This window comes from Planococcus halocryophilus (assembly GCF_001687585.2).
GTDB lineage: Bacteria > Bacillota > Bacilli > Bacillales_A > Planococcaceae > Planococcus > Planococcus halocryophilus.
In genome coordinates this window covers 1,783,514-1,801,976 of sequence record NZ_CP016537.2, presented here as the reverse complement: position 1 = coordinate 1,801,976, position 18,463 = coordinate 1,783,514, and the positions used below count along the sequence as shown (strand labels likewise).

The following is an 18,463-nucleotide window of genomic DNA, read 5'->3' as shown; positions in this document are numbered from 1 at the left end:
AATTCCTCCTTAAAAATGTGCACAAAAAAGACCGCATCCGTGAAGATGCAGCCATAATCTACAAATAATCAAAAAAGGAATTATTTCAGAAATACGCCGCACTTCCTCACGCAGGTATTATCCTGATCGAGTTTTGAGGGATCGAAGCTTGCGCTTGCATCTCAGCCATAGTGGGCACCCCTAGTGCAGAAAACGGTATGCGGTTTTTGTGTTCGGGTTGTTCCCGATGGGTTTAGTGTAGAGGAAGTGGTGAGGGATGTAAAGAGGGAGCTCAGAAAAATATGTGGGGTCTGGAAGTTTGAGTGGGGTCTGGAAACGCTTCGGCTGATTTTGGTATGGCTCTAGCACTAAGCTAGGAAAAGCATCTGTCTTAGTGCTTCGCCTAGCCCGTGGACGCGGCAGCGCTTGGTGAATTGTTAGACCAGTAAACATAGTTTTTATATTATAAAAGTGAAGTAAATGCAAAAAGCAGGAATGAAACTAAAAGGTTTCACTCCTGCTTTTTTATTGGGCTTTGTGTAATTTAACCATTAGTTTTGACTAGTAGTTTGTATATCGTTACGAACAATAGCAGGTCGTGTTAATGAGAATATGGCACAACCAAGTGCGATAAGAACGATAACAGCGCCAACCCAAGGCATACTTGAAATTGAACCGGTTTGCGCTAATGCTATACCACCAATTGCAGAACCTAGGGCAATACCAACTTGAAGAGCTGAGTTATTGAAACTTTGCTGAACATCTGATGTTGCTGGGTCTATTTCAATTAGGTAGCTTTGTTGAGGTGGAGCTAAACTCCAGCTCAGTGCAGCCCATATGACCATTACTGGTAAGAACACGACTAACGAAAATGTAGTGAATGGTAGTAAAAATAGTGAAACGGCAAAAGCTGAAATGACGATGATGATACTTTTTTTCGAACCAATCGAATCGGATAAAGCGCCACCGATAGCACCACCACTAACTGCAGCAATACCGAATAATAAGTAGCAGACACTAACCCAAAATGAATTTAAATTCAGAATGGTTTCTAGAAATGGTGTGAAATAAGCGTATACCGTATAATGTCCCGCTAGCATAAACATTGTTGCGAGATGAGCGGTACCGATTTTTGCACTTGCAACGGCTTTAAGTTGTTGCTTAAGTGGGACTGCTGTACCACCTGCAATTGGCTGAATATAGAGTGCAATCAATACCATTGATCCGATGGAAAGTAGAGCAATTCCAAGGAAAATAACACGCCAGCCGAACAAGTCTGAAACAACAATTCCAATTGGAACACCAAGAACGAGTGAAGAACTGATTCCCATAAAGATAAAACCAATTGCTTTTGCTCGGTATGGTGGTTCAACAATTTTAGCGACAATGGTAAGTGACAGCACGACAATAAGTGCAGTGCTTGCAGCAGTTAAAATGCGCGCGATCATCATCCATGTGAAATCAGGGCTAAAATAAGTCATAATGTTTCCGAGGAAAAAAATGAACATAGCAATCAAATACACTTTTTTTCGTTCGAATTTGCTGGTTGCAACAAGCAATACAGGACCTGCAATAGCAATAATCATCGCAAAAACTGTAATTAATTGTCCGGCTGAGCTTAGTGATACATTGAACTCTTCAGCGATTGTCGGCAAAATTCCTCCGATAATTAGTTCGACAAGTCCCACAGCAACTGTGGATAAGGCTAAAATGTACACTTTTAAATTCATTGCTTTTAACGCTTCCTCTCTTCTTTGCATTTGTAATCGATTTAAGGTTTGTTAAAAACACAAAAAAATCCTGATTACAAAAAACGAACGGATCGTTTTCTGTAATCAGGATTTTGAGGTTCCTGGTAGAGACCCCTAAGCCATATCCTTAGGGTTATACAGATGCATATAAGTTATTCCGTAATAAATTTTACTATATTTAGTGTTTTTCTGCAAATGTATATGAAAAGATTTTGAAGCAAAAGATGTATCTTTATCTTAATCGTTAATTAATAATATTATGCTTAATTCTCTATTCTGGGAATGAACATTATATGCTACTATATGTAAGATATTCCAAATCGAGAGGGAGAAAATGATGATTAAGTCTAGTATTCAATCAAACAGAGAAAATGTATATTTTGGTATAAGTTTATTTTTTAGCGTTTTTATTTATGCAGCAATAATTGTATCAGTGATTGGTGTTGCCATCGCTCTTACAGTCTTCGCAGTTATGTTGTTCGCGAATGTAATGATGCTTGGCTCGATTCGTGGTAACGGAATTCGCATACACGAGCGACAGTTTCCAGATGTTTATGAGCGTGTTCAAATTTTAGCAAAGCAAATGGAATTGAAGAAAGTGCCTGATGTATTTGTCGTTCAATCCGAAGGCGCATTAAATGCTTTTGCTACACGTTTTTTTGGACGAGATATGGTTGTTTTGTATTCAGAGGTATTTGAACTAGCTCGAGAACAAGGGCAGGAAGAATTAGATTTTATTATCGCCCACGAGTTGGCTCATGTGAAACGCCGTCACATATGGAAAAATCTATTAATCTTACCAGCTGGTTTTATTCCTTTTCTTAGTGAAGCATATAGCAGGTCTTGTGAATACACATGCGATCGACACGCTGCATTTACTATCCAAAACGCACCAGCGGCAAAACGGGCATTAACGCTTTTAGGAATTGGCAAAAAGACTTATTTGGAAGTGAACGAAGACGCATATCGTGAACAGATTGCGACAGAGTCAAATGCTGTAGTTTGGTTAAGTGAAGTGTTATCTACCCATCCGCGATTACCAAAACGCATTCAATCGATTGCTCAATTTGACCATAATAATTCGAAGTTTTATGAGCCAGATCATAGCAAAATCGTTTTAGGTGCTACATTAATTGCTGGCGTGCTTGGCGCAATTTACTTTTTAACAATCGCATTATTTGCAGGTGGCGCAGTAGTTTTTTCTCAATTTTTACCAACTTTTGATGATGTTCTATATGATGAAAGTTATGTTGTGGAGGGCGAAACACCATTAATGTTCGCGGCATCTATCGGAGACATGGCTAGTGTTGAAGAAGCCATCGAAAACGGTGATGATGTAAATGCAAAAGATTCTGAAGGAGCAGACGCTTTGATGTACGCCATTTATGCTAGTGAACTGGACGTTGTTGCATTTTTACTTTCTTCTGGAGCAGATCCGAATACATTTGATGATTACTCTACCGCTTTGGCAACCGCGGTTGATTATGGTGACTACGAAAGTGCTTTACTGTTAATGGAGAACGGAGCGGATCCTTCTTTAACTGGAGAGGATGGCTTAAGTGCCATGGAATATATGGGAGCTACTAGTGAAGCTGAGTTTGTGGAGATGCTGGAGGAAGGTTATTGATAGTATAAGAATATTTATGATGTATGTATATGGAAAACTACAGCTTTCACCAATTTGTTAAGCTTTATGATTATGCAGAGTTAAACGGCTTTGAGAAAGGCTGGTTACCATAAATAGGTTTATTGTGAAAAAGGTTCAACCCAAGTTCGTTATTCTTGGATTGAACCTTTTTCTTTTAAATCGTTACTATTATCTTTGATAGCTTCTTTTCGTTTAATGTAAAGGTTAATCATTTCTATATCATCTTTTGTTAACGTATCAACTTCATCAATGGTTTTAAGGATATCAAGAAGTTGCTTTTCGTGACCTTTCACGATTTCTTTATTAAAAAAACTGGTGATAGAAGACGTCAATGTACCGATAATACCAATGCCGACCATCATGAGAACAACTGCGAGTATACGACCAATTGGGGTCTCTGGAGACAAGTCTCCATACCCAACAGTAGTTGTTGTAACGACAGCCCACCACAAAGCATCGGCAAAAGTTTCGATTGATGGTTCTAGAATGACGATTGGGATCGGAATTAGAAATAAAAGAATGAGCGCAACGATTAATACTTTTTCTAACCCATTCGTTTTTAGTAATTTGTATACGGGCTTCATGTACCGCGAACCAATGCCGATTAAGCGAACTAATCGCATCAATCTGGCAATACGCGCAGCTCTAAAGAGGGCATCGAATGGGATAATGGCAATTAATTCAAATGGATGCTTTTTAATATATGTCCATTTGTTTTTCGCTTTGAATAATCGAACGGTATAATCAATAACAAAAATACCCCAAATGATTCGATCAAGTAGGATAAAACTTTGATCTTCTGAAAAAGCAAAAAAGATAGAAATGAGGATGAGGACGAACATGATGCTTTCATATATTATGACACCTTTTTTCATTAGGTTGCTCCTCCGTAGTAACTGTATAATTGATTAAGAAGTCTAACAGACAGGATTAAAATACTTAGTTTAACTGTAACGCAAATATCGAGTAGTTTGTTAGGTTTTTTTCTCTGTCATAGGAGTCTAAAAGTAAAGTCGGTGTCATAAACAATTAGTAAACTATAAAGTAGTGATGAAAAATAAGATGGAAGATTCAAGTTATACGAGCCAATAGGAGGAAAAGGCATGCCATTCGAAATTGTACGAAATGATATTACAAAGATGAAAACCGATGCAATTGTCAATGCAGCGAATGCTAGTTTGAAAATGGGTGGTGGAGTATGTGGGGCGATATTTTCTGCTGCAGGGTCTCATGCCTTACAAGAAGCTTGTGATCAAATTGGTCATTGTGCTGTAGGAAGTGCGGTGCAGACAGAAGCCTTTTCATTAGATGCCAACTACATCGTCCATACTGTTGGTCCTGTCTGGCAAGGCGGGGAGAATCATGAAGAGCAATTGCTAAGAAATTGTTACGAAAATTCCCTTGAACTTGCACACCAACTTGGTTGTAAATCAATTTCATTTCCGCTCATTTCTACAGGGATTTTCGGCTATCCAAAAGAGCCTGCTTTACAAATTGCGGTTTCCACAATTGAAAAATTTTTAATGACTCATGAGATGCATGTCTATCTTGTTGTATTCGACAAAAAGTCTTTTGGAATCAGTGAAAAACGTTATAGATCGATTGCGACTTTTATTGATGAAAATGAAGTTAGAACACTGGAAGAACATGATATACGATATCGCAAAAAAGGCGATTCAGAACTTGTCTTCCATAGTCCAGATATTGAACTTAGCTTAGAGTCTCAAATAGATCTTAGTTTAGATGATATGTTAGGGAATATGGATGAATCTTTTTCAGAGCGGTTGCTTCGCTTTATAGATGAAAAAGACATGACGGACATCGAAACATATAAAAAAGCAAATATCGATCGTAAGCTGTTTTCCAAAATTCGCAATTCGGCTAATTACACACCGATGAAAAAGACCATTATCGCATTTGCTGTAGCGCTTGAACTGGATCTTATTGAAACAGAGGACTTGCTTGAGAAAGCGGGGTATAGGCTATCACGCAGTCATAAATTCGATTTAATTATTTTATATTTTATTGAGCGGGAAAATTACAATATCCATGAAATTAATGAGGCTTTGTTTGCTTTTGACCAAGTGCTTCTCGGTGGGTAAATGTCGCTTTCGTAGCGACCTATTCGTTAGCTAGAAATTGTAACCTTAAGTTGTAAAGAAAACTTGAGGAGGAATTTATGATGAAAAATGAAACGACAGAATTGGTGTTTATTCTCGATAAAAGTGGATCGATGGCAGGTCTAGAGAAGGACACAATTGGAGGATTTAATGCATTGCTTGAAAAACAACGGAAGCTCCCTGGAGAAGTTCGTGTCACGACGGTATTGTTTAATCAAGGATATGAGTTGCTACATGATCGAATTCCGGTAACAGGAGTTGCTCTAATGACTGAAGAGGATTACCAAGTGGGTGGAATGACAGCGCTGCTAGATGCGTTAGGTTCGACAATACAGAAAATAAGCAATGTGCAAAAAAGCACCATGCAAGAACAGCGGGCAGACAGGGTAATGGTAGTTATTACGACAGATGGTATGGAAAATTCCAGCTGTGAATACTCTTATAAAAAAATTCATGAAATGATTGCGATGAAGAAAAATACAGCGAATTGGGAGTTCATCTTTCTTGGAGCGAATATCGATGCCGTCGCCACTGCAAGACAGTTCGGAGTAGAAGAGGATTTTGCGGTGAATTATCACGCGGACGCTGAAGGCACACAACTTAACTACGATGTGGTGAGTGAAGCTGTCAGTTCTTTTCGAACAGGTAAAAAAATTAATCGCAGCTGGAAAAAGGAGATTGAAAAAGACTTTAAGTCACGTCCGAAAAAATAAATGGAGTTTGATCACTAGCTATAAAAGTTATATAGTCAATGCCGTGTTCTAGCTTAGAAGAAATGGATGAGGCACGCAAACAATGGAGCTTAACCTACGATTTTGAATAAGTTTTGTTTAGTAGAAGGTTCTTTTTTTAAAAATCTTCTATTGGTATATTTGATATATACAGTAAAAAAACCTAACTAACGCATTTAAAAAAGGTTCTGTTATTTAAACCAGAACCTTTTTTATATGGAATTTATTTAAGTGAATCACAGTACATACCGAAAATCATTTCTGCAATGCTTGATAAACCTCTTCAAAAGGCTGTACCACGACAAAGCCATTTCCTGAAAACTTCATCTGTACGGATTCTCCGCTACCTCGACCAAACAAGCTTTTAAGTTGGATATCCGTTACGAAATCAGGTTCTAAACTGCCTGACCATGCAACTGTTGCATTTGGGTCTGTGAAAATGGGTTTGTCAGGCGTCACAAGTAAAGTTAGCGGCTAATAGTGAGATGTAAAAGCGACAAGTCCGTTTCCTTCTAAACGAATATTAAACAAACCGCCAGCCATCATTCCGGCAACGCGACGCATGAGTTTAATGTCCCACCCAAGACCATCTTGGAAAGCGAGCAGGTCATTGCCATTAATGTAAATACTTTCGCCCTCTAAATCCAGTATGGTAATTTTTTTGCCGCTGTCAGCAACATAAAGTTTACCTTCGCCAGTTGCTTTCATCAATTGAGCACCTTCACCACTGAAAGCTTTTTTAACAAATTTTCCAAGTCCATGCTCTAGCATGCCTTCTCGTTCAAATTTAATATTACCTTCATAAGAAATCATAGACCCTGCTTTTGCCCAAACGAGCCCATCCAGATTTACTTCTAATAAACGATCTGTCTCAAGTTCAAAAAATTCACGTGCGCTTTCGTCTTGTTTTGTTTGTTGGACAAATTGGTGAATAGAGTATTTCGACATCGTATTACCTCCTTGAGTTGTTTAGTACTATGTACGTTCAATTACTAAAATAGTTTCAGTAAAGTATTAACTTGTCCTCAGACAGATACATATACTTTAACGAATAATCCTGCTATTCTAATGTGGATAGTTATTATCCGTGTTAGTAAAGAAGAACAAAAGAAGTCAGGTGGAATAAAGGTGAATAATTTTCAATCTCATAATGGATTTGCACGAACGTTTCAAAAAAATAAATTAACACTCGGAATTTCGTTTCCTTTTGAAACGGAGGAGGACCATTCTCACATATTGGACATGACCTCACAAATGAAGCTGGCTAAACAAGCAGAAGATGCTGGATTTGCTGCATTATTCGTCAGAGATTCACCACTTTTTGATCCGAACTTTGGAGATACAGGAGTTGTACACGATCCCTTTCAGCTTCTTGCTTTTACAAGCGCACACACAAAAGAAATTGCTTTAGGAATCGCGAGTGTAATTACTACATTGCGTCACCCACTTCATTTGGCTAAATCGGCTGCTTCTTTAGATGCATTGTCCACACAGCGGTTTTTATTTGGTGCTGCGACAGGGGATCGGCTAATTGAATTTCCCGTGTTCAAAGTAGATAGAGAAAATCGCAATGAGTTATTCAAAGAGTCAATTCAAGTAATGAGAAAATCATGGAAGGAATCCTTTCCCAATATACAATCTGCGAGAGTAGGTTTAGGTGAGGGAGATGTTATTCCAAAACCATTATTACAAGATATTCCGATTTTAGGTACAGGTTATTCTGGTCAAACAATAGAGTGGTTAGCAAAACATACAGATGGCTGGATGTTTTATGGTCAAGAAGCTAGTCGGCAAAAGCAGCTAAGTGAGCAATGGAGAAACGCAACGAGTGAATTTAAACCGTTTACGCAACCTTTAGTGATAAATTTGTCAGAAAAACCAAATGCACCACCAAGCCCAGTACCAATTAAACTCGGATTTTCATCGGGACATAAGTTTTTAATTGATTATCTTTATGCGTTAGAAAAAATGGGAGTTAATCACGTTATTTTAGCAGTGAAAACCGGCCATCGTCCAATAGCGGAAGTTCTGCAGGAATTGGGAGAGTTTGTTGTTCCGTATTTTCGAGCACATCGACGTATTTAAATAAAGGAAGAAATTTTAAAGCTATCTGGCTTTTTAGAAACTAGATAGCTTTTTTGATTATGTGAATGAGACTGCACGATGGAGGATATATAGATAATTTCTTCATATGGAGGTATCTTAAAACTATGCTTAATAGACCTAATAAAATGCGGAGAAATCAAGTGGAAAAATCATTGGTGTGTATAACTGCCTACTCCAATAAGTTTTGGAAAATAAAAGCTCAAGGTAATGTGTTTATTGTTTTATACGGAAAAATCGGAAGCGGAGGTTCTGTAAATACAAAAGAATTCCCTTCAGAAGAGCTTTGTTTAAAAGAAGCTTACAAACTAATTGATTCGAAGTTGAAAAAAGGATATCGGGAAAGCGATCAAGAGGAAGAGTGGTCTAGTCGCTTTAGCCAAAAACTCGATAATTTAAAATAGGAAAGTAGATTTTCTTATGGTTGCGCCTTAGGTTAAAAGAGTGAGGTATTTATTTTTATGGAAGGGATACCATAAAAACTCTTGCGAAATGGAAAAATAGTCAATAAAAAAATTGAAGAAAATATAATGAATACCTTATTTTAGTAAAACATTAGAGAATTGGAAATCATACTATGTCTAATCAATTATTAAGCGTTGACTAATTTTTATACGATATTATATAGCGAGAAGGTGCAAATTACGATGCATCTTCTTTTTAATTTTGTTAAAAAAATCTTAAGAGACACGAGATAAAAGCTAATAACCCTAACAAATTCAAGCGGTCATTAGAGTTCCTAAATCGTTAGGATCAGATCAAGTATATTAAGTTTCTGCAACTAGTAATTTTTTTGAAATTGTATTGTAATCTGGTTGAGCAGCGTATAAAATGAGTTAGATATACGATATTACGCATAAATATTATATAAGAAAAACATATAAATTATCTGAATTAAAAGAATATTCTATAACACTTTACATATTTTGTGTTGTATTATAGTCTGAATGTATCGGGAAATAAATAAATTATTAATTTAATTTTTATAATGGGGTAATAAAGATCTAATTTAATTCAATTAGAGTAAGCAATTCCGATTACCATTAATTTTTTTGACTGAATTTTCATCGGAAATGTATGTAATATGAAAGTCTTCTCTTTGATATTGCGACTAGCTAGTCGCAAAAGGATTTGTATGCCGGCGCTTTTCTCAACGCGTGTAAAGGAGTGTTTAAAATGGTAGAAACTGATTTACTGGTAAAGACATCAGAGAAAGTCAACGGATTTTTAGGCGGAGAAATGGAATTTTATAATGGGTTATGGCACCTGGAGAAAAGGAGAGATGTCAAAGTGCTAACGAGTTCTGGCTTGTATGTGAGTTGGTCATTAGACTTATCAGTTACTTATGAAATGACTATTGAAAACCATAAAGCCATTAATCAAGCTGAAGTTTTTCTTCTTCCTGAGGAGTTGCTGGTGTTTATCGGTGAACTGATCAGACATCCAATTTTTTTCCCTACCCGTTATTCTCAACAATTGTCAACCGAACGTGGAATGTATTGTTTACGAATTACATCCCACGAGTCGCCAGAACACTTTGCTGAACGTCTATCAGATTCGCTCCGTACGCTTGAGTAAGAGATTAGCATATTGTCCAAAGGAGAGTAGAGATAATGGAACAAGTCTTGCATGTGCCTCATAAAGGGGTCAGTTACTTTTTTCTGAAATCTAAAGATGTTCATGTTGAAGAAGGAAGTACTTATATCACTTGTTTTGCGCGTTTAACTAGAGAATTTTTAATAGAAAAAGATGGAGAAGAAAAAACACAGATTCAAACCTTTTGGGTCGATATAAATGAACTGCAGTTTGATCAAGCTTCAAAAAAATTAAGAGATTTGCCAAATTGTATGCATCGATATGAAATAACGAAAGGGGTATTTTATAGCATGTATCAATTATCCAAGAGATGTCCTGAAGAACTTTATCAAGTGATTCCTTATCACAAAAAATCTACAAGTGTAAAATTCATCATTTAAATGTGACATGTGAATCAACATCGTATTATCTTTTTACTGGTATTAGAATTGAATCTTTACCCATACTAAGGAGGATGAATTAGATGACTAAAGTGATGAATAATGGTAGAAGAAAGAATCAGCTTGCTAAAACATATTTGGGGATGTACAAGGAATATATTGAAGGATATAAACAATATAAAGCAGAAAAAGCTTTGATGTATATTGATGGCGAAAAAACTAAAAGAGCTTAAGTCCATCGCAATCAGCAATTATAAAAAATAATAAAAGCGCTTCCTATTGATCGTATCGTATAGGGAAGCGCTTTTTGTTATGCTGATTTTGGGATTGAGAATTTCAATTCTTTAAACAAAAAACGTCTCGAAGGACGTTTTAGAGTTACCTGCTGCGAATTTTTGATAGCAAACGAAGAATTTCTAGATACAACCAGACTAATGTAACGAGTAACCCAAAAGCTCCGTACCATTCAAAGTATTTTGGTACTTGTTTTTCAGCAGCATTCTCGATGAAATCAAAATCTAACACCAAATTGAGAGCGGCAACGATAACAATAATGACGCTGATTCCAATGCCTAGAGGTGTCGCTTCGTGTAAGTGAGGTATTTCAAAACCAAAAAACCCGCCGATAAATGAAATGATATAAACTAAGAAAATAGCACCTGTAGCAGCAGCGACGCCAAGTCTGAAATTTTGTGTTACTTTGATCAGTCCAGACTTATAAACAACTAGCAAACTCAATAACACACCGATAGTGATCAATACGGCTTGGAAAACAATGCCTCCGTACTGCACTTCGTATTGAGCAGATATTGCACCGAGGAATAACCCTTCTAATAGTGCATAAATAGGTGCCGTAAAAGGAGAGATTTTTGGTACGAACACCGTGATTAATCCGACAATAAGACCGCCGATTGCTCCAACTAGTATCAGTGGCAATACGCCGTTTGGATTACTGACAAACTGATTCCAAGAATAAACGAATGTTACGAGTAATAGCAAAAGCAAAATAAATGTTTTATTGACGGTGCCTTGGATGGTCATCTTTCGGCCCATATCGGAACTCTTAAATTTTTCGAACGCTTCGGTCTTTAAACTCGGATTTCCACTTCTCAAATCGATCACCTCATAAATTATTTCAAGCAAAATCAATTATATCCTTTAATGCAAAAAAAATATATGACGAAGCTGACAGACACTCAAATGAGATTAATTTTATATCAAAAAAGCTGTAGCCTCTAAATTAGAGGCTACAGCTTTTTTATGAACTTTAACGGGTAATATAATCGAATTGAAGCGCCCGCAATCCGATTTTAGCTAATTCTTCTTGCCCAGCAATCGTTGGATGAATGTCTTGCGGAATAACATAGTTCGCTTGGTTATTACTAAATGCTCTATAGGCATCGGCCACTCGGACGTCGCTATAGCTATATGCTATTCCTGTAAAAGCAGCATTAACCTGTGGCAAGAAGAGGTTTGAGATATGGTGCAATGGATTGTTCAATTGAAATGGATTATACGCATTATATAGAACAATAGGGGAATCTGTCAGTTTGCGTATTTCTTCTATACTAGCAGTTAGATTACCAAATGCTTGACTAGTGAATAACTTTTGTTGAATTAGTTGTTGAAAGAGCTGAGGATTTCCTCCGCTTTCTGCATTTGCTGTCCTTAAAATTTCTAGAAAATCATTGCCTCCAATTGTAATGGTTACATAATCCGCGTGAAGAATGGCTTGCTGATATTTTTTATTTGTCTTTATAGCAGCTAATAAATCAGAAGTTTGCCAACCAGGAACGCCTAAATTACGTACTCGCAAATCAGCTTCGTCGCTAATAAGATATGGATATGCATTTTTAGCAGGATGGTTGTTGTATTCGCTCAAATTGTAACCAAAAGGTACAGAGTCGCCTAATGCAACGAGAGAATCCTTGCCTTGACTGTTTTCAGCAAAGACTGATGGAGTTCCAAGAGACAAAACCAAAAAAAATGCAATAAAGACTTTTAATAACTTATTCAAGCCACCCACTCCTTTTCATTTTTTGTCTATTATAATATAAATTAACTGAATTATCAGTATTTTAAAAGGTTTTTTTCGGAAAAATTGAGTAAAAAATCATAAAATCAATCGAATTATTGTTAGTACCTATTACTAATAGTTGGTGGTAGAATAGGAGGAGTACATTAAGAGGAGGCGCTTTAACTGAACACTTCAAAAGCTCGAATTACAGCTATCGGTTCATATGTACCTGAAAAGAAGCTGACAAATCATGATTTGGAAAAATTAGTGGAAACTAATGATGAATGGATCGTCCAACGGACTGGTATAAAAGAGCGTCGTATAGCTCTTGCTTCTGAATTTACGAGTGATATTAGTGTGAAGGCTGTTGAAAATTTAATGGAGCGCTACGAGAAGTCACTAAATGACGTAGATATGATTATTGCCTGCACCATGACGCCTGACTTTAAAACCCCGAGTGTTTCTACACTAGTACAAGCGAAACTTGGCATTAAAAATACAGGAGCGATTGATTTAAATGCAGCGTGCTCTGGATTTGCTTACGGACTCCATATTGCGAACGGCTTAATCACAGCGGGTCTAAACAAAAAGATTTTAGTGATTGGAGCGGAAACATTTTCAAAAATATTGGACTATAGCGACCGTTCGACATGCATATTGTTTGGAGACGGTGGCGGAGCTGTTCTTGTAGAGTATGATGAAGAAAATCCAAGTTTTATTGAATCACATATGGGCACAAATGGAGAACTTGCTCATAATCTTTACTGCACCGATCTTTCAAATCAAATGTTTGGAAATGAGCTAGCGGTAAATGGTTTCGTCAATCAAAATGGACGTGAAGTGTATAAATGGGCAGTAAATACCGTTCCTAAAGGCGTAAAGGCATTATTAGACAAAGCCGGATACAAGACAAATGATGTAGACTGGTTTGTTCCACATAGCGCGAATCTTCGAATCATCGAGTCGATTTGTAGTAGAACTGGAATTTCTCTAGAACAAACCATTTATAGTCTTGAGTATTATGGCAATACTTCAGCAGCCTCAATTCCATTATCGTTAGATAAAGGCTTACAAGAAGGAAAGCTTAAGCCCAATGACACATTGCTTCTCTATGGTTTTGGTGGTGGTTTAACACACGCAGGAATGTTGATTAACTGGTCAATTTAATAAGATATTTAGTTAGGAAAAATCACATGTTAGAATAGTTGAAATCTCTCGAATCCTTATAAGGATTCGAGAGATTTTTTTATTTATTTCAAATTGAACATATCTCGAATGTGAGGCAAATAAATTGTGTTTATAAGTAGTGAGACGTAAAATTAATGTAAGTAATAAGCTTGAGAAGCGAAGTTTCTCTTCAAATTCTGATCAGAGTTTTACAGAATAAAGCGAATTACTGTTCTAATTGCTAGAGAAAAACTTAGAATAAGGACGAATTACGTTTGCGAGTTTTTAATCAGGGAACAGTAATGAGAGTCCATAATTCGGTAGTGTTTAGCAATTAGTGAACGAAAATAATGTAAAGTAGGTGTATAGATATGGGTACGAATAAAACGATTTTAAAAATAAGTGATTGGGTAAAAGGGAAATCACGCCATGACGAACTGATTATCGGTTTCATAGATTCCCTAGATGTTCTTAAAGAAGCTGTAAATGTTACGGTTGTAGAAAGCGACAATGAAGAAATGATCGGTATGACCATTCCAATGTCTATACATCAAGTTGATAGCATTCCAGAATCTGTTAATAAAGATGCTGCACAATTGAGCTTCCTGATTGACTTAGCATTGGCTACGGATGACAAAGAGTGGTTCCAGGAGCTGTCTTCTCAATTAAATGAGAAAAAACAAGTGGTTAATTAAAAATAATAACTCAACTTCTAAAAATAATAATGATAACGAGCACTTTAATCCTTCAGGTTTTTATCGCCTGAAATTGTGGATTAGGGTGCTTTTTTGATGGAGTAAGCTTGTACTTATAAAGAAGGGGAAATCTAATGTGGATTGAAATCTGAATAGTATTACAATTTATATTTGACCTTGCCAGCTAGGCAATTTATAGTTACTTTATAAGACAATAAGTATATAAACTTTCCATAAGATGAAAATGTTAAACGGACTACAATAATATTTTTTAATAAAGGCTTAACAACAGCTTCATAAAGTATCTTTATACTAATAGAGAATCTTAACATACTAATTTTACAAAGGCCGATACAAAATTTGAGGAGGAAATACGATGAAAAAAATCTTTTTTGGTTCGGCGACATTGTGTTTAGTAACAGTATTAGCAGCTTGTGGTGGCGAAGGAGATAGTTCCTATTCAAATACTTCGAAAGAAGGAGACGGAGTTTCAGGCACTTTGGATTTTTATACGTCACAGCCAGATGCGGATGCACAAGGATTAGTGGATGCCTTTAAGAAACAAAATCCAGATGTTGAAATCAGTATTTTCCGCTCAGGGACAGAAGAAGTAGTATCAAAAATTCAAGCGGAAAATCAAGGTGGGAATATTCAGGCTGACGTATTATTAGTTGCAGATTCGGTAACTTTTGAAAATTTTAAAGCAGAAGAATTATTGCTGAGTTATCAATCACCAGAAGCAGAATTTATCGATGAGGCATTTGTCGATCCTGATGGTACTTATGCAGGAACGAAAATTATGGCAACTGGAATGATTATCAATACAAACGAAGTAACAAATATGCCGGATAGCTGGAGTATCTTGACAGATGCAGCGACAAAAGGACAGGCCGTTATGCCAAGTCCATTGTATTCGGGAGCTGCTGCATATAACTTAGGTGTTATTACGCGTCAAGATGGGCTAGGTTGGGACTTTTACGAAGCACTCCGTGCCAATGACATTATGATTACGCAAGGTAATGGGGCGGTGCTAGAAAGCGTTGCAACTGGAGAGAAGAATTATGGCATGATCGTTGACTTTTTAGCAGCTCGTGCTAAAAATGATGGCTCACCAGTTGAATTAATTTATCCAAAAGAAGGAGTGCCTGTAATTACAGAACCGGTAGGAATTCTCGCTAATACTGAAAATGAAGAAGCATCTAAAGCATTTGTCGACTTTATACTTTCAGAAGAAGGTCAGAAGTTAGCTTCTGAACAAGGTTATACGCCAATTCGTGAAGGTATAGATGCTCCTGAAGGGCTAAAAACATTGGAAGAAATGACGGTTTTAAATGCTGATGCGACTGAACTATTAGAAACCCGTAACGATGACAAAGCAGAATTCGGAAAGATTTTCGGAGAGTAATATAAGCTGAATTTCGATGTGAGGAGTTAGTTATATGACAGCAAAACCGCCAAAGGCAGAAGAGAGAAAAAAGAGGGATACCTCTTTTTCTCTCTTTTTTCAAAGTAAGAATCTGTATAAAATAATCGGACTGCTCGTTATTTTCGTGTTTTTTCTGCTACCGGTATTGCGACTTGTTTGGTTGAGTTTTGTAGATGACGGGTCGCTAACAATGCAGTATTACACAGAGGTTCTGAGAGAACCGGCAACCTGGAAAACAGTGAAAAACACATTGATTGTCGTTCTAGGTTCGACAATACTGGCATTAGTGCTAGGAATCTTATTTTCATGGATTGTCGCGTATGTTCAATTAAGTGGGAAACGCGCAATGCAGTTGTTTATTTTCTTGCCATTCGTTATTCCTTCCTATATAACAACACTTGCTTGGACACAATTTTTCAGTGCTTCTGGTCCAGTAACAGCAATGCTATCTTGGCTACCAGGAGATTTGCAAGCTCCAAACTTATACAGCATAGGTGGAATTATTCTGCTTCTTGGAATTTCTCATTATCCGCTCGTGTATTTATTCACAGTAAACGTCTTCCGAAAAATTCCGCGCGAATTAGAAGAAGCAGCTGCAACAAGTGGCTTATCAAAACAACGCGCGTTTTGGAAAGTTGTTCTACCCCTAGCGCTCCCTGGAATTGCAAGTGGTGGGTTAATTGCATTCTTATCAAATCTCGATAATTTTGGAATTCCAGCATTTCTCGGAACTCCTGCAAATATTCGTGTATTAAGTACGTATATTTATGAGCAAGTTGTCGGGTTTGGTCCATCGGCATTTTCTCGTGCTGCTGTTTTATCCGTAATACTCGGTGTAATCGCGCTAATTGGAACGGTAGTGCAATGGTTTTTGTTGCGCCGCAGCCGTGTTAATGAAACTAACAGAAGTGATTCAACGCCACGCATTTATTTGTCGGCAAGTAAACAAAAGCTCCTTGAAGTGTCGTTATGGGTATTCTTATTGGTAACGAGCTTAATGCCGCTTATTACAATGGGGGCGTTATCACTGATTTCGGCTTATGGAGTGCCGTTCAAATTAGAAAATTTATCGTTACGCAATTATGAATATGTCTTTTTAACAGATTCAAAGCCATTAACGGCTTTATCGAATAGTTTACAACTCGGCTTTTTCACCATGCTTGTTTGTTTAGTAATCGGAACAGCTGTCGCGTATTTACGCTTTAAATATCCGGATTGGAGTACGAGAACAGCAGAACTGTTTATGACCATTCCTTATGCTTTGCCGGGTACCGTTTTTGCATTATGTATGATTTTTATGTGGCTTGAGCCAATACCTGGATGGAATCCGGGAATCTACGGGACGGTATGGATCTTATTTATCGCCTATGTTACACGTTTTCTCGTCCTACAAGTCAGAGGAAGTTATACGGCATTTTTGCAAATTGATCCGACTATGGAAGAAGCTGCACGAACGTCTGGTGCAGCTGGTTGGGTAAAATGGCGCCGTATATTATTGCCTTTGCTGTTTCCTGGAATCGTCAGCGGTGCGTTACTTGTATTTTTAATGGCACTCACAGAATTGACTGTATCGAGTTTGTTATGGTCATCCGGATCTGAAACAGTGGGTGTTGTTATTTTTGGTTATGAACAAGCCGGTTATTCAACGTATTCGACAGCATTTTCAACAGTACTCGTGCTGGGCATATTGTTCGGCGGAGGTTTGTTTATGCTTCTAGGTAGGATTTGGGATAGAAAGGTGCTGAAAACCAAATGATTAAAGTAAATAATGTATCAAAAAAATACGGGTCATTTACCGCGCTCCATGCGATTGATTTGGAAATCGGTGAAGGTGAATTTATCGCAGTACTTGGGCCATCAGGGTGCGGAAAAACGACTTTACTTAAATTGTTAGCAGGATTTATGGGACCAACTGAGGGCACTATTGAAATGGACAATCTAATGCTAGCTTCAAAAAAACGGGTATTGCCCCCTGAAAAACGCAATATCGGCATGGTGTTTCAATCGTTCGCCCTTTGGCCGCATATGACGGTTGCTGAGCATGTGAAATTTCCACTCAGCTATCATCCCAATAAAATCAAAGAAGGCAAAAAAGAGCTTCAAGAGCGAATAAACGAAGTATTGAAACTTGTTGGTTTAGACTCAATGTCCGAACGGTACCCTTCAGAGCTATCAGGTGGTCAAAAGCAACGTGTAGCACTAGCACGTGCCATAGCGCCATTACCTAATTTACTGTTAATGGACGAGCCCTTGAGTGCTTTAGACGTCGAATTGCGCATGGAGATGCGTAAAGAAATTCAAAAGCTGCATCGGGAAACGAAAGCCTCGATTGTTTTTGTAACTCATGATCAAGGAGAGGCATTGGCTATTGCTGATAAAATTGTAGTGATGAATCAAGGACGCATTGAACAAATTGCACCTCCTGAAGTATTGTATACACGTCCCGAAACTGAATTTGTAGCCACTTTTGTTGGTAAATGCAATTTGGTTAAAGGAGAGTGGCGAAACGAACAATTTATTCCAGCAATTGATTCTAAAAATGTATGGTCAGATCTTGGTGTGACAACTAGTTTTAAAGAAAAAGGAATATATCCTGTTCGCCCTGAACAGTTTCAACTCATGCCTCCAGAAAAAAATGGACTGCAAGGTATTGTGTCTTTTGTGCAGTATCAAGGTCATGAAATACATTACACAGTTGAAGTTGGGGAAGAAACATGGACAATTCATGAATCTGTCTTTACAACACGCTTTGCAACAGGAGATTTTGTTAGCATCTCTTTAAAAAATGCGCCAGTCCAAATGGAATCACTTGTATCATATTAAGGAGTTAATGGTTTAAAGGGGAAATGC

Annotated in this window: 17 protein-coding genes, 1 pseudogene and 2 riboswitches; of the genes and pseudogenes, 13 read left to right on the top strand and 5 right to left on the bottom strand. The window is 37.4% G+C overall.

The features are described from left to right. Positions 1–86 precede the first annotated feature (86 nt). Positions 87–192, bottom strand: a riboswitch (TPP riboswitch). A 338-nt stretch (positions 193–530) separates the two neighbouring features. Continuing rightward, positions 531–1,709, bottom strand: a complete 1,179-nt coding sequence (locus BBI08_RS09030) for an MFS transporter (protein ID WP_065528003.1) — start codon at positions 1,707–1,709, stop codon at positions 531–533. Between the two features lie 82 nt (positions 1,710–1,791). Continuing rightward, a riboswitch (purine riboswitch) is annotated at positions 1,792–1,891 on the bottom strand. Between the two features lie 173 nt (positions 1,892–2,064). Between BBI08_RS09030 and BBI08_RS09025 the strand changes: the two genes are divergently transcribed. Next, positions 2,065–3,357 (top strand): M48 family metallopeptidase, encoded by a 1,293-nt coding sequence (locus BBI08_RS09025; RefSeq protein WP_236610180.1) that lies wholly within the window; start codon positions 2,065–2,067, stop codon positions 3,355–3,357. Positions 3,358–3,506: 149 nt separating this feature from the next. On the opposite strand, the gene BBI08_RS09020 is transcribed toward BBI08_RS09025, so the two are convergent. Continuing rightward, positions 3,507–4,253, bottom strand: coding sequence for a potassium channel family protein (locus BBI08_RS09020; protein ID WP_008497488.1), 747 nt, complete (start codon positions 4,251–4,253; stop codon positions 3,507–3,509). A 228-nt stretch (positions 4,254–4,481) separates the two neighbouring features. Between BBI08_RS09020 and BBI08_RS09015 the strand changes: the two genes are divergently transcribed. Continuing rightward, the gene (locus BBI08_RS09015; RefSeq protein ID WP_008497487.1) at positions 4,482–5,480 is read left to right on the top strand and encodes an Rnase II inhibitor; all 999 of its coding nucleotides are present in this window, start codon (positions 4,482–4,484) and stop codon (positions 5,478–5,480) included. A 77-nt stretch (positions 5,481–5,557) separates the two neighbouring features. Then, on the top strand, positions 5,558–6,211 hold the full coding sequence (locus BBI08_RS09010) for a vWA domain-containing protein (RefSeq protein WP_335645596.1): 654 nt from the start codon (positions 5,558–5,560) through the stop codon (positions 6,209–6,211). Between the two features lie 273 nt (positions 6,212–6,484). On the opposite strand, the pseudogene BBI08_RS09005 reads toward BBI08_RS09010, so the two are convergent. After that, a pseudogene (locus tag BBI08_RS09005) lies at positions 6,485–7,177 on the bottom strand (AIM24 family protein). Positions 7,178–7,357: 180 nt separating this feature from the next. On the opposite strand from BBI08_RS09005, the gene BBI08_RS09000 reads away from it, so the two are divergent. The 5 genes from BBI08_RS09000 (at position 7,358) to BBI08_RS17130 (ending at position 10,541) form a co-directional block, all read left to right on the top strand. Then, complete coding sequence (locus BBI08_RS09000; protein ID WP_008497483.1) at positions 7,358–8,314, top strand: LLM class oxidoreductase; 957 nt, start codon at positions 7,358–7,360, stop codon at positions 8,312–8,314. 161 nt (positions 8,315–8,475) lie between these two features. Next, positions 8,476–8,736 (top strand): WGR domain-containing protein, encoded by a 261-nt coding sequence (locus tag BBI08_RS08995; RefSeq protein ID WP_008497482.1) that lies wholly within the window; start codon positions 8,476–8,478, stop codon positions 8,734–8,736. 772 nt (positions 8,737–9,508) lie between these two features. After that, positions 9,509–9,910, top strand: coding sequence for a hypothetical protein (locus tag BBI08_RS08990; protein ID WP_008497481.1), 402 nt, complete (start codon positions 9,509–9,511; stop codon positions 9,908–9,910). Positions 9,911–9,945: 35 nt separating this feature from the next. Then, positions 9,946–10,308, top strand: coding sequence for a hypothetical protein (locus BBI08_RS08985; protein ID WP_008497480.1), 363 nt, complete (start codon positions 9,946–9,948; stop codon positions 10,306–10,308). An 83-nt stretch (positions 10,309–10,391) separates the two neighbouring features. Next, positions 10,392–10,541, top strand: a complete 150-nt coding sequence (locus BBI08_RS17130; RefSeq protein ID WP_169819298.1) for a hypothetical protein — start codon at positions 10,392–10,394, stop codon at positions 10,539–10,541. Positions 10,542–10,686: 145 nt separating this feature from the next. Here BBI08_RS17130 and BBI08_RS08980 read toward each other — a convergent pair whose 3' ends face one another. Beyond that, entirely contained in the window at positions 10,687–11,421 is a 735-nt protein-coding gene (locus tag BBI08_RS08980) for a Bax inhibitor-1/YccA family protein (protein ID WP_040850784.1), read from the bottom strand. Positions 11,422–11,575: 154 nt separating this feature from the next. Further along, positions 11,576–12,325 (bottom strand): SGNH/GDSL hydrolase family protein, encoded by a 750-nt coding sequence (locus tag BBI08_RS08975; RefSeq protein WP_156874343.1) that lies wholly within the window; start codon positions 12,323–12,325, stop codon positions 11,576–11,578. Between the two features lie 183 nt (positions 12,326–12,508). Here BBI08_RS08975 and BBI08_RS08970 point away from each other — a divergent pair, with 183 nt between their 5' ends. The 5 genes from BBI08_RS08970 to BBI08_RS08950 all read left to right on the top strand — a co-directional run bounded on the left by BBI08_RS08970 (position 12,509) and on the right by BBI08_RS08950 (position 18,436). Continuing rightward, on the top strand, positions 12,509–13,492 hold the full coding sequence (locus BBI08_RS08970) for a ketoacyl-ACP synthase III (RefSeq protein ID WP_040850779.1): 984 nt from the start codon (positions 12,509–12,511) through the stop codon (positions 13,490–13,492). 371 nt (positions 13,493–13,863) lie between these two features. Beyond that, positions 13,864–14,187 (top strand): IDEAL domain-containing protein, encoded by a 324-nt coding sequence (locus tag BBI08_RS08965; protein WP_008497474.1) that lies wholly within the window; start codon positions 13,864–13,866, stop codon positions 14,185–14,187. A 376-nt stretch (positions 14,188–14,563) separates the two neighbouring features. Beyond that, on the top strand, positions 14,564–15,592 hold the full coding sequence (locus tag BBI08_RS08960; protein WP_008497473.1) for an ABC transporter substrate-binding protein: 1,029 nt from the start codon (positions 14,564–14,566) through the stop codon (positions 15,590–15,592). 34 nt (positions 15,593–15,626) lie between these two features. Next, a complete protein-coding gene (locus BBI08_RS08955; RefSeq protein ID WP_008497472.1) occupies positions 15,627–17,369 on the top strand; it encodes an ABC transporter permease in 1,743 nt (580 codons plus the stop codon). Next, positions 17,366–18,436 carry an ABC transporter ATP-binding protein gene (locus tag BBI08_RS08950; RefSeq protein WP_065528001.1) on the top strand — a complete coding sequence of 357 codons (1,071 nt, stop codon included), beginning with the start codon at positions 17,366–17,368 and terminating at the stop codon, positions 18,434–18,436. The genes BBI08_RS08955 and BBI08_RS08950 overlap by 4 nt, the downstream gene beginning before the upstream one ends. Positions 18,437–18,463 lie beyond the last annotated feature (27 nt).

Bases quoted from the DNA above. Each gene is read 5' to 3' on its own strand.
- BBI08_RS09015 (WP_008497487.1), top strand. From the start codon at position 4,482: ATGCCATTCGAAATTGTACGAAATGATATTACAAAGATGAAAACCGAT.
- BBI08_RS08985 (WP_008497480.1), top strand. From the start codon at position 9,946: ATGGAACAAGTCTTGCATGTGCCTCATAAAGGGGTCAGTTACTTTTTT.
- BBI08_RS08950 (WP_065528001.1), top strand. From the start codon at position 17,366: ATGATTAAAGTAAATAATGTATCAAAAAAATACGGGTCATTTACCGCG.
- BBI08_RS17130 (WP_169819298.1), top strand. From the start codon at position 10,392: ATGACTAAAGTGATGAATAATGGTAGAAGAAAGAATCAGCTTGCTAAA.
- BBI08_RS08955 (WP_008497472.1), top strand. From the start codon at position 15,627: ATGACAGCAAAACCGCCAAAGGCAGAAGAGAGAAAAAAGAGGGATACC.
- BBI08_RS09025 (WP_236610180.1), top strand. From the start codon at position 2,065: ATGATGATTAAGTCTAGTATTCAATCAAACAGAGAAAATGTATATTTT.
- BBI08_RS09020 (WP_008497488.1), bottom strand. From the start codon at position 4,253: ATGAAAAAAGGTGTCATAATATATGAAAGCATCATGTTCGTCCTCATC.
- BBI08_RS08965 (WP_008497474.1), top strand. From the start codon at position 13,864: ATGGGTACGAATAAAACGATTTTAAAAATAAGTGATTGGGTAAAAGGG.
- BBI08_RS08990 (WP_008497481.1), top strand. From the start codon at position 9,509: ATGGTAGAAACTGATTTACTGGTAAAGACATCAGAGAAAGTCAACGGA.
- BBI08_RS09010 (WP_335645596.1), top strand. From the start codon at position 5,558: ATGATGAAAAATGAAACGACAGAATTGGTGTTTATTCTCGATAAAAGT.
- BBI08_RS09030 (WP_065528003.1), bottom strand. From the start codon at position 1,709: ATGAATTTAAAAGTGTACATTTTAGCCTTATCCACAGTTGCTGTGGGA.
- BBI08_RS08960 (WP_008497473.1), top strand. From the start codon at position 14,564: ATGAAAAAAATCTTTTTTGGTTCGGCGACATTGTGTTTAGTAACAGTA.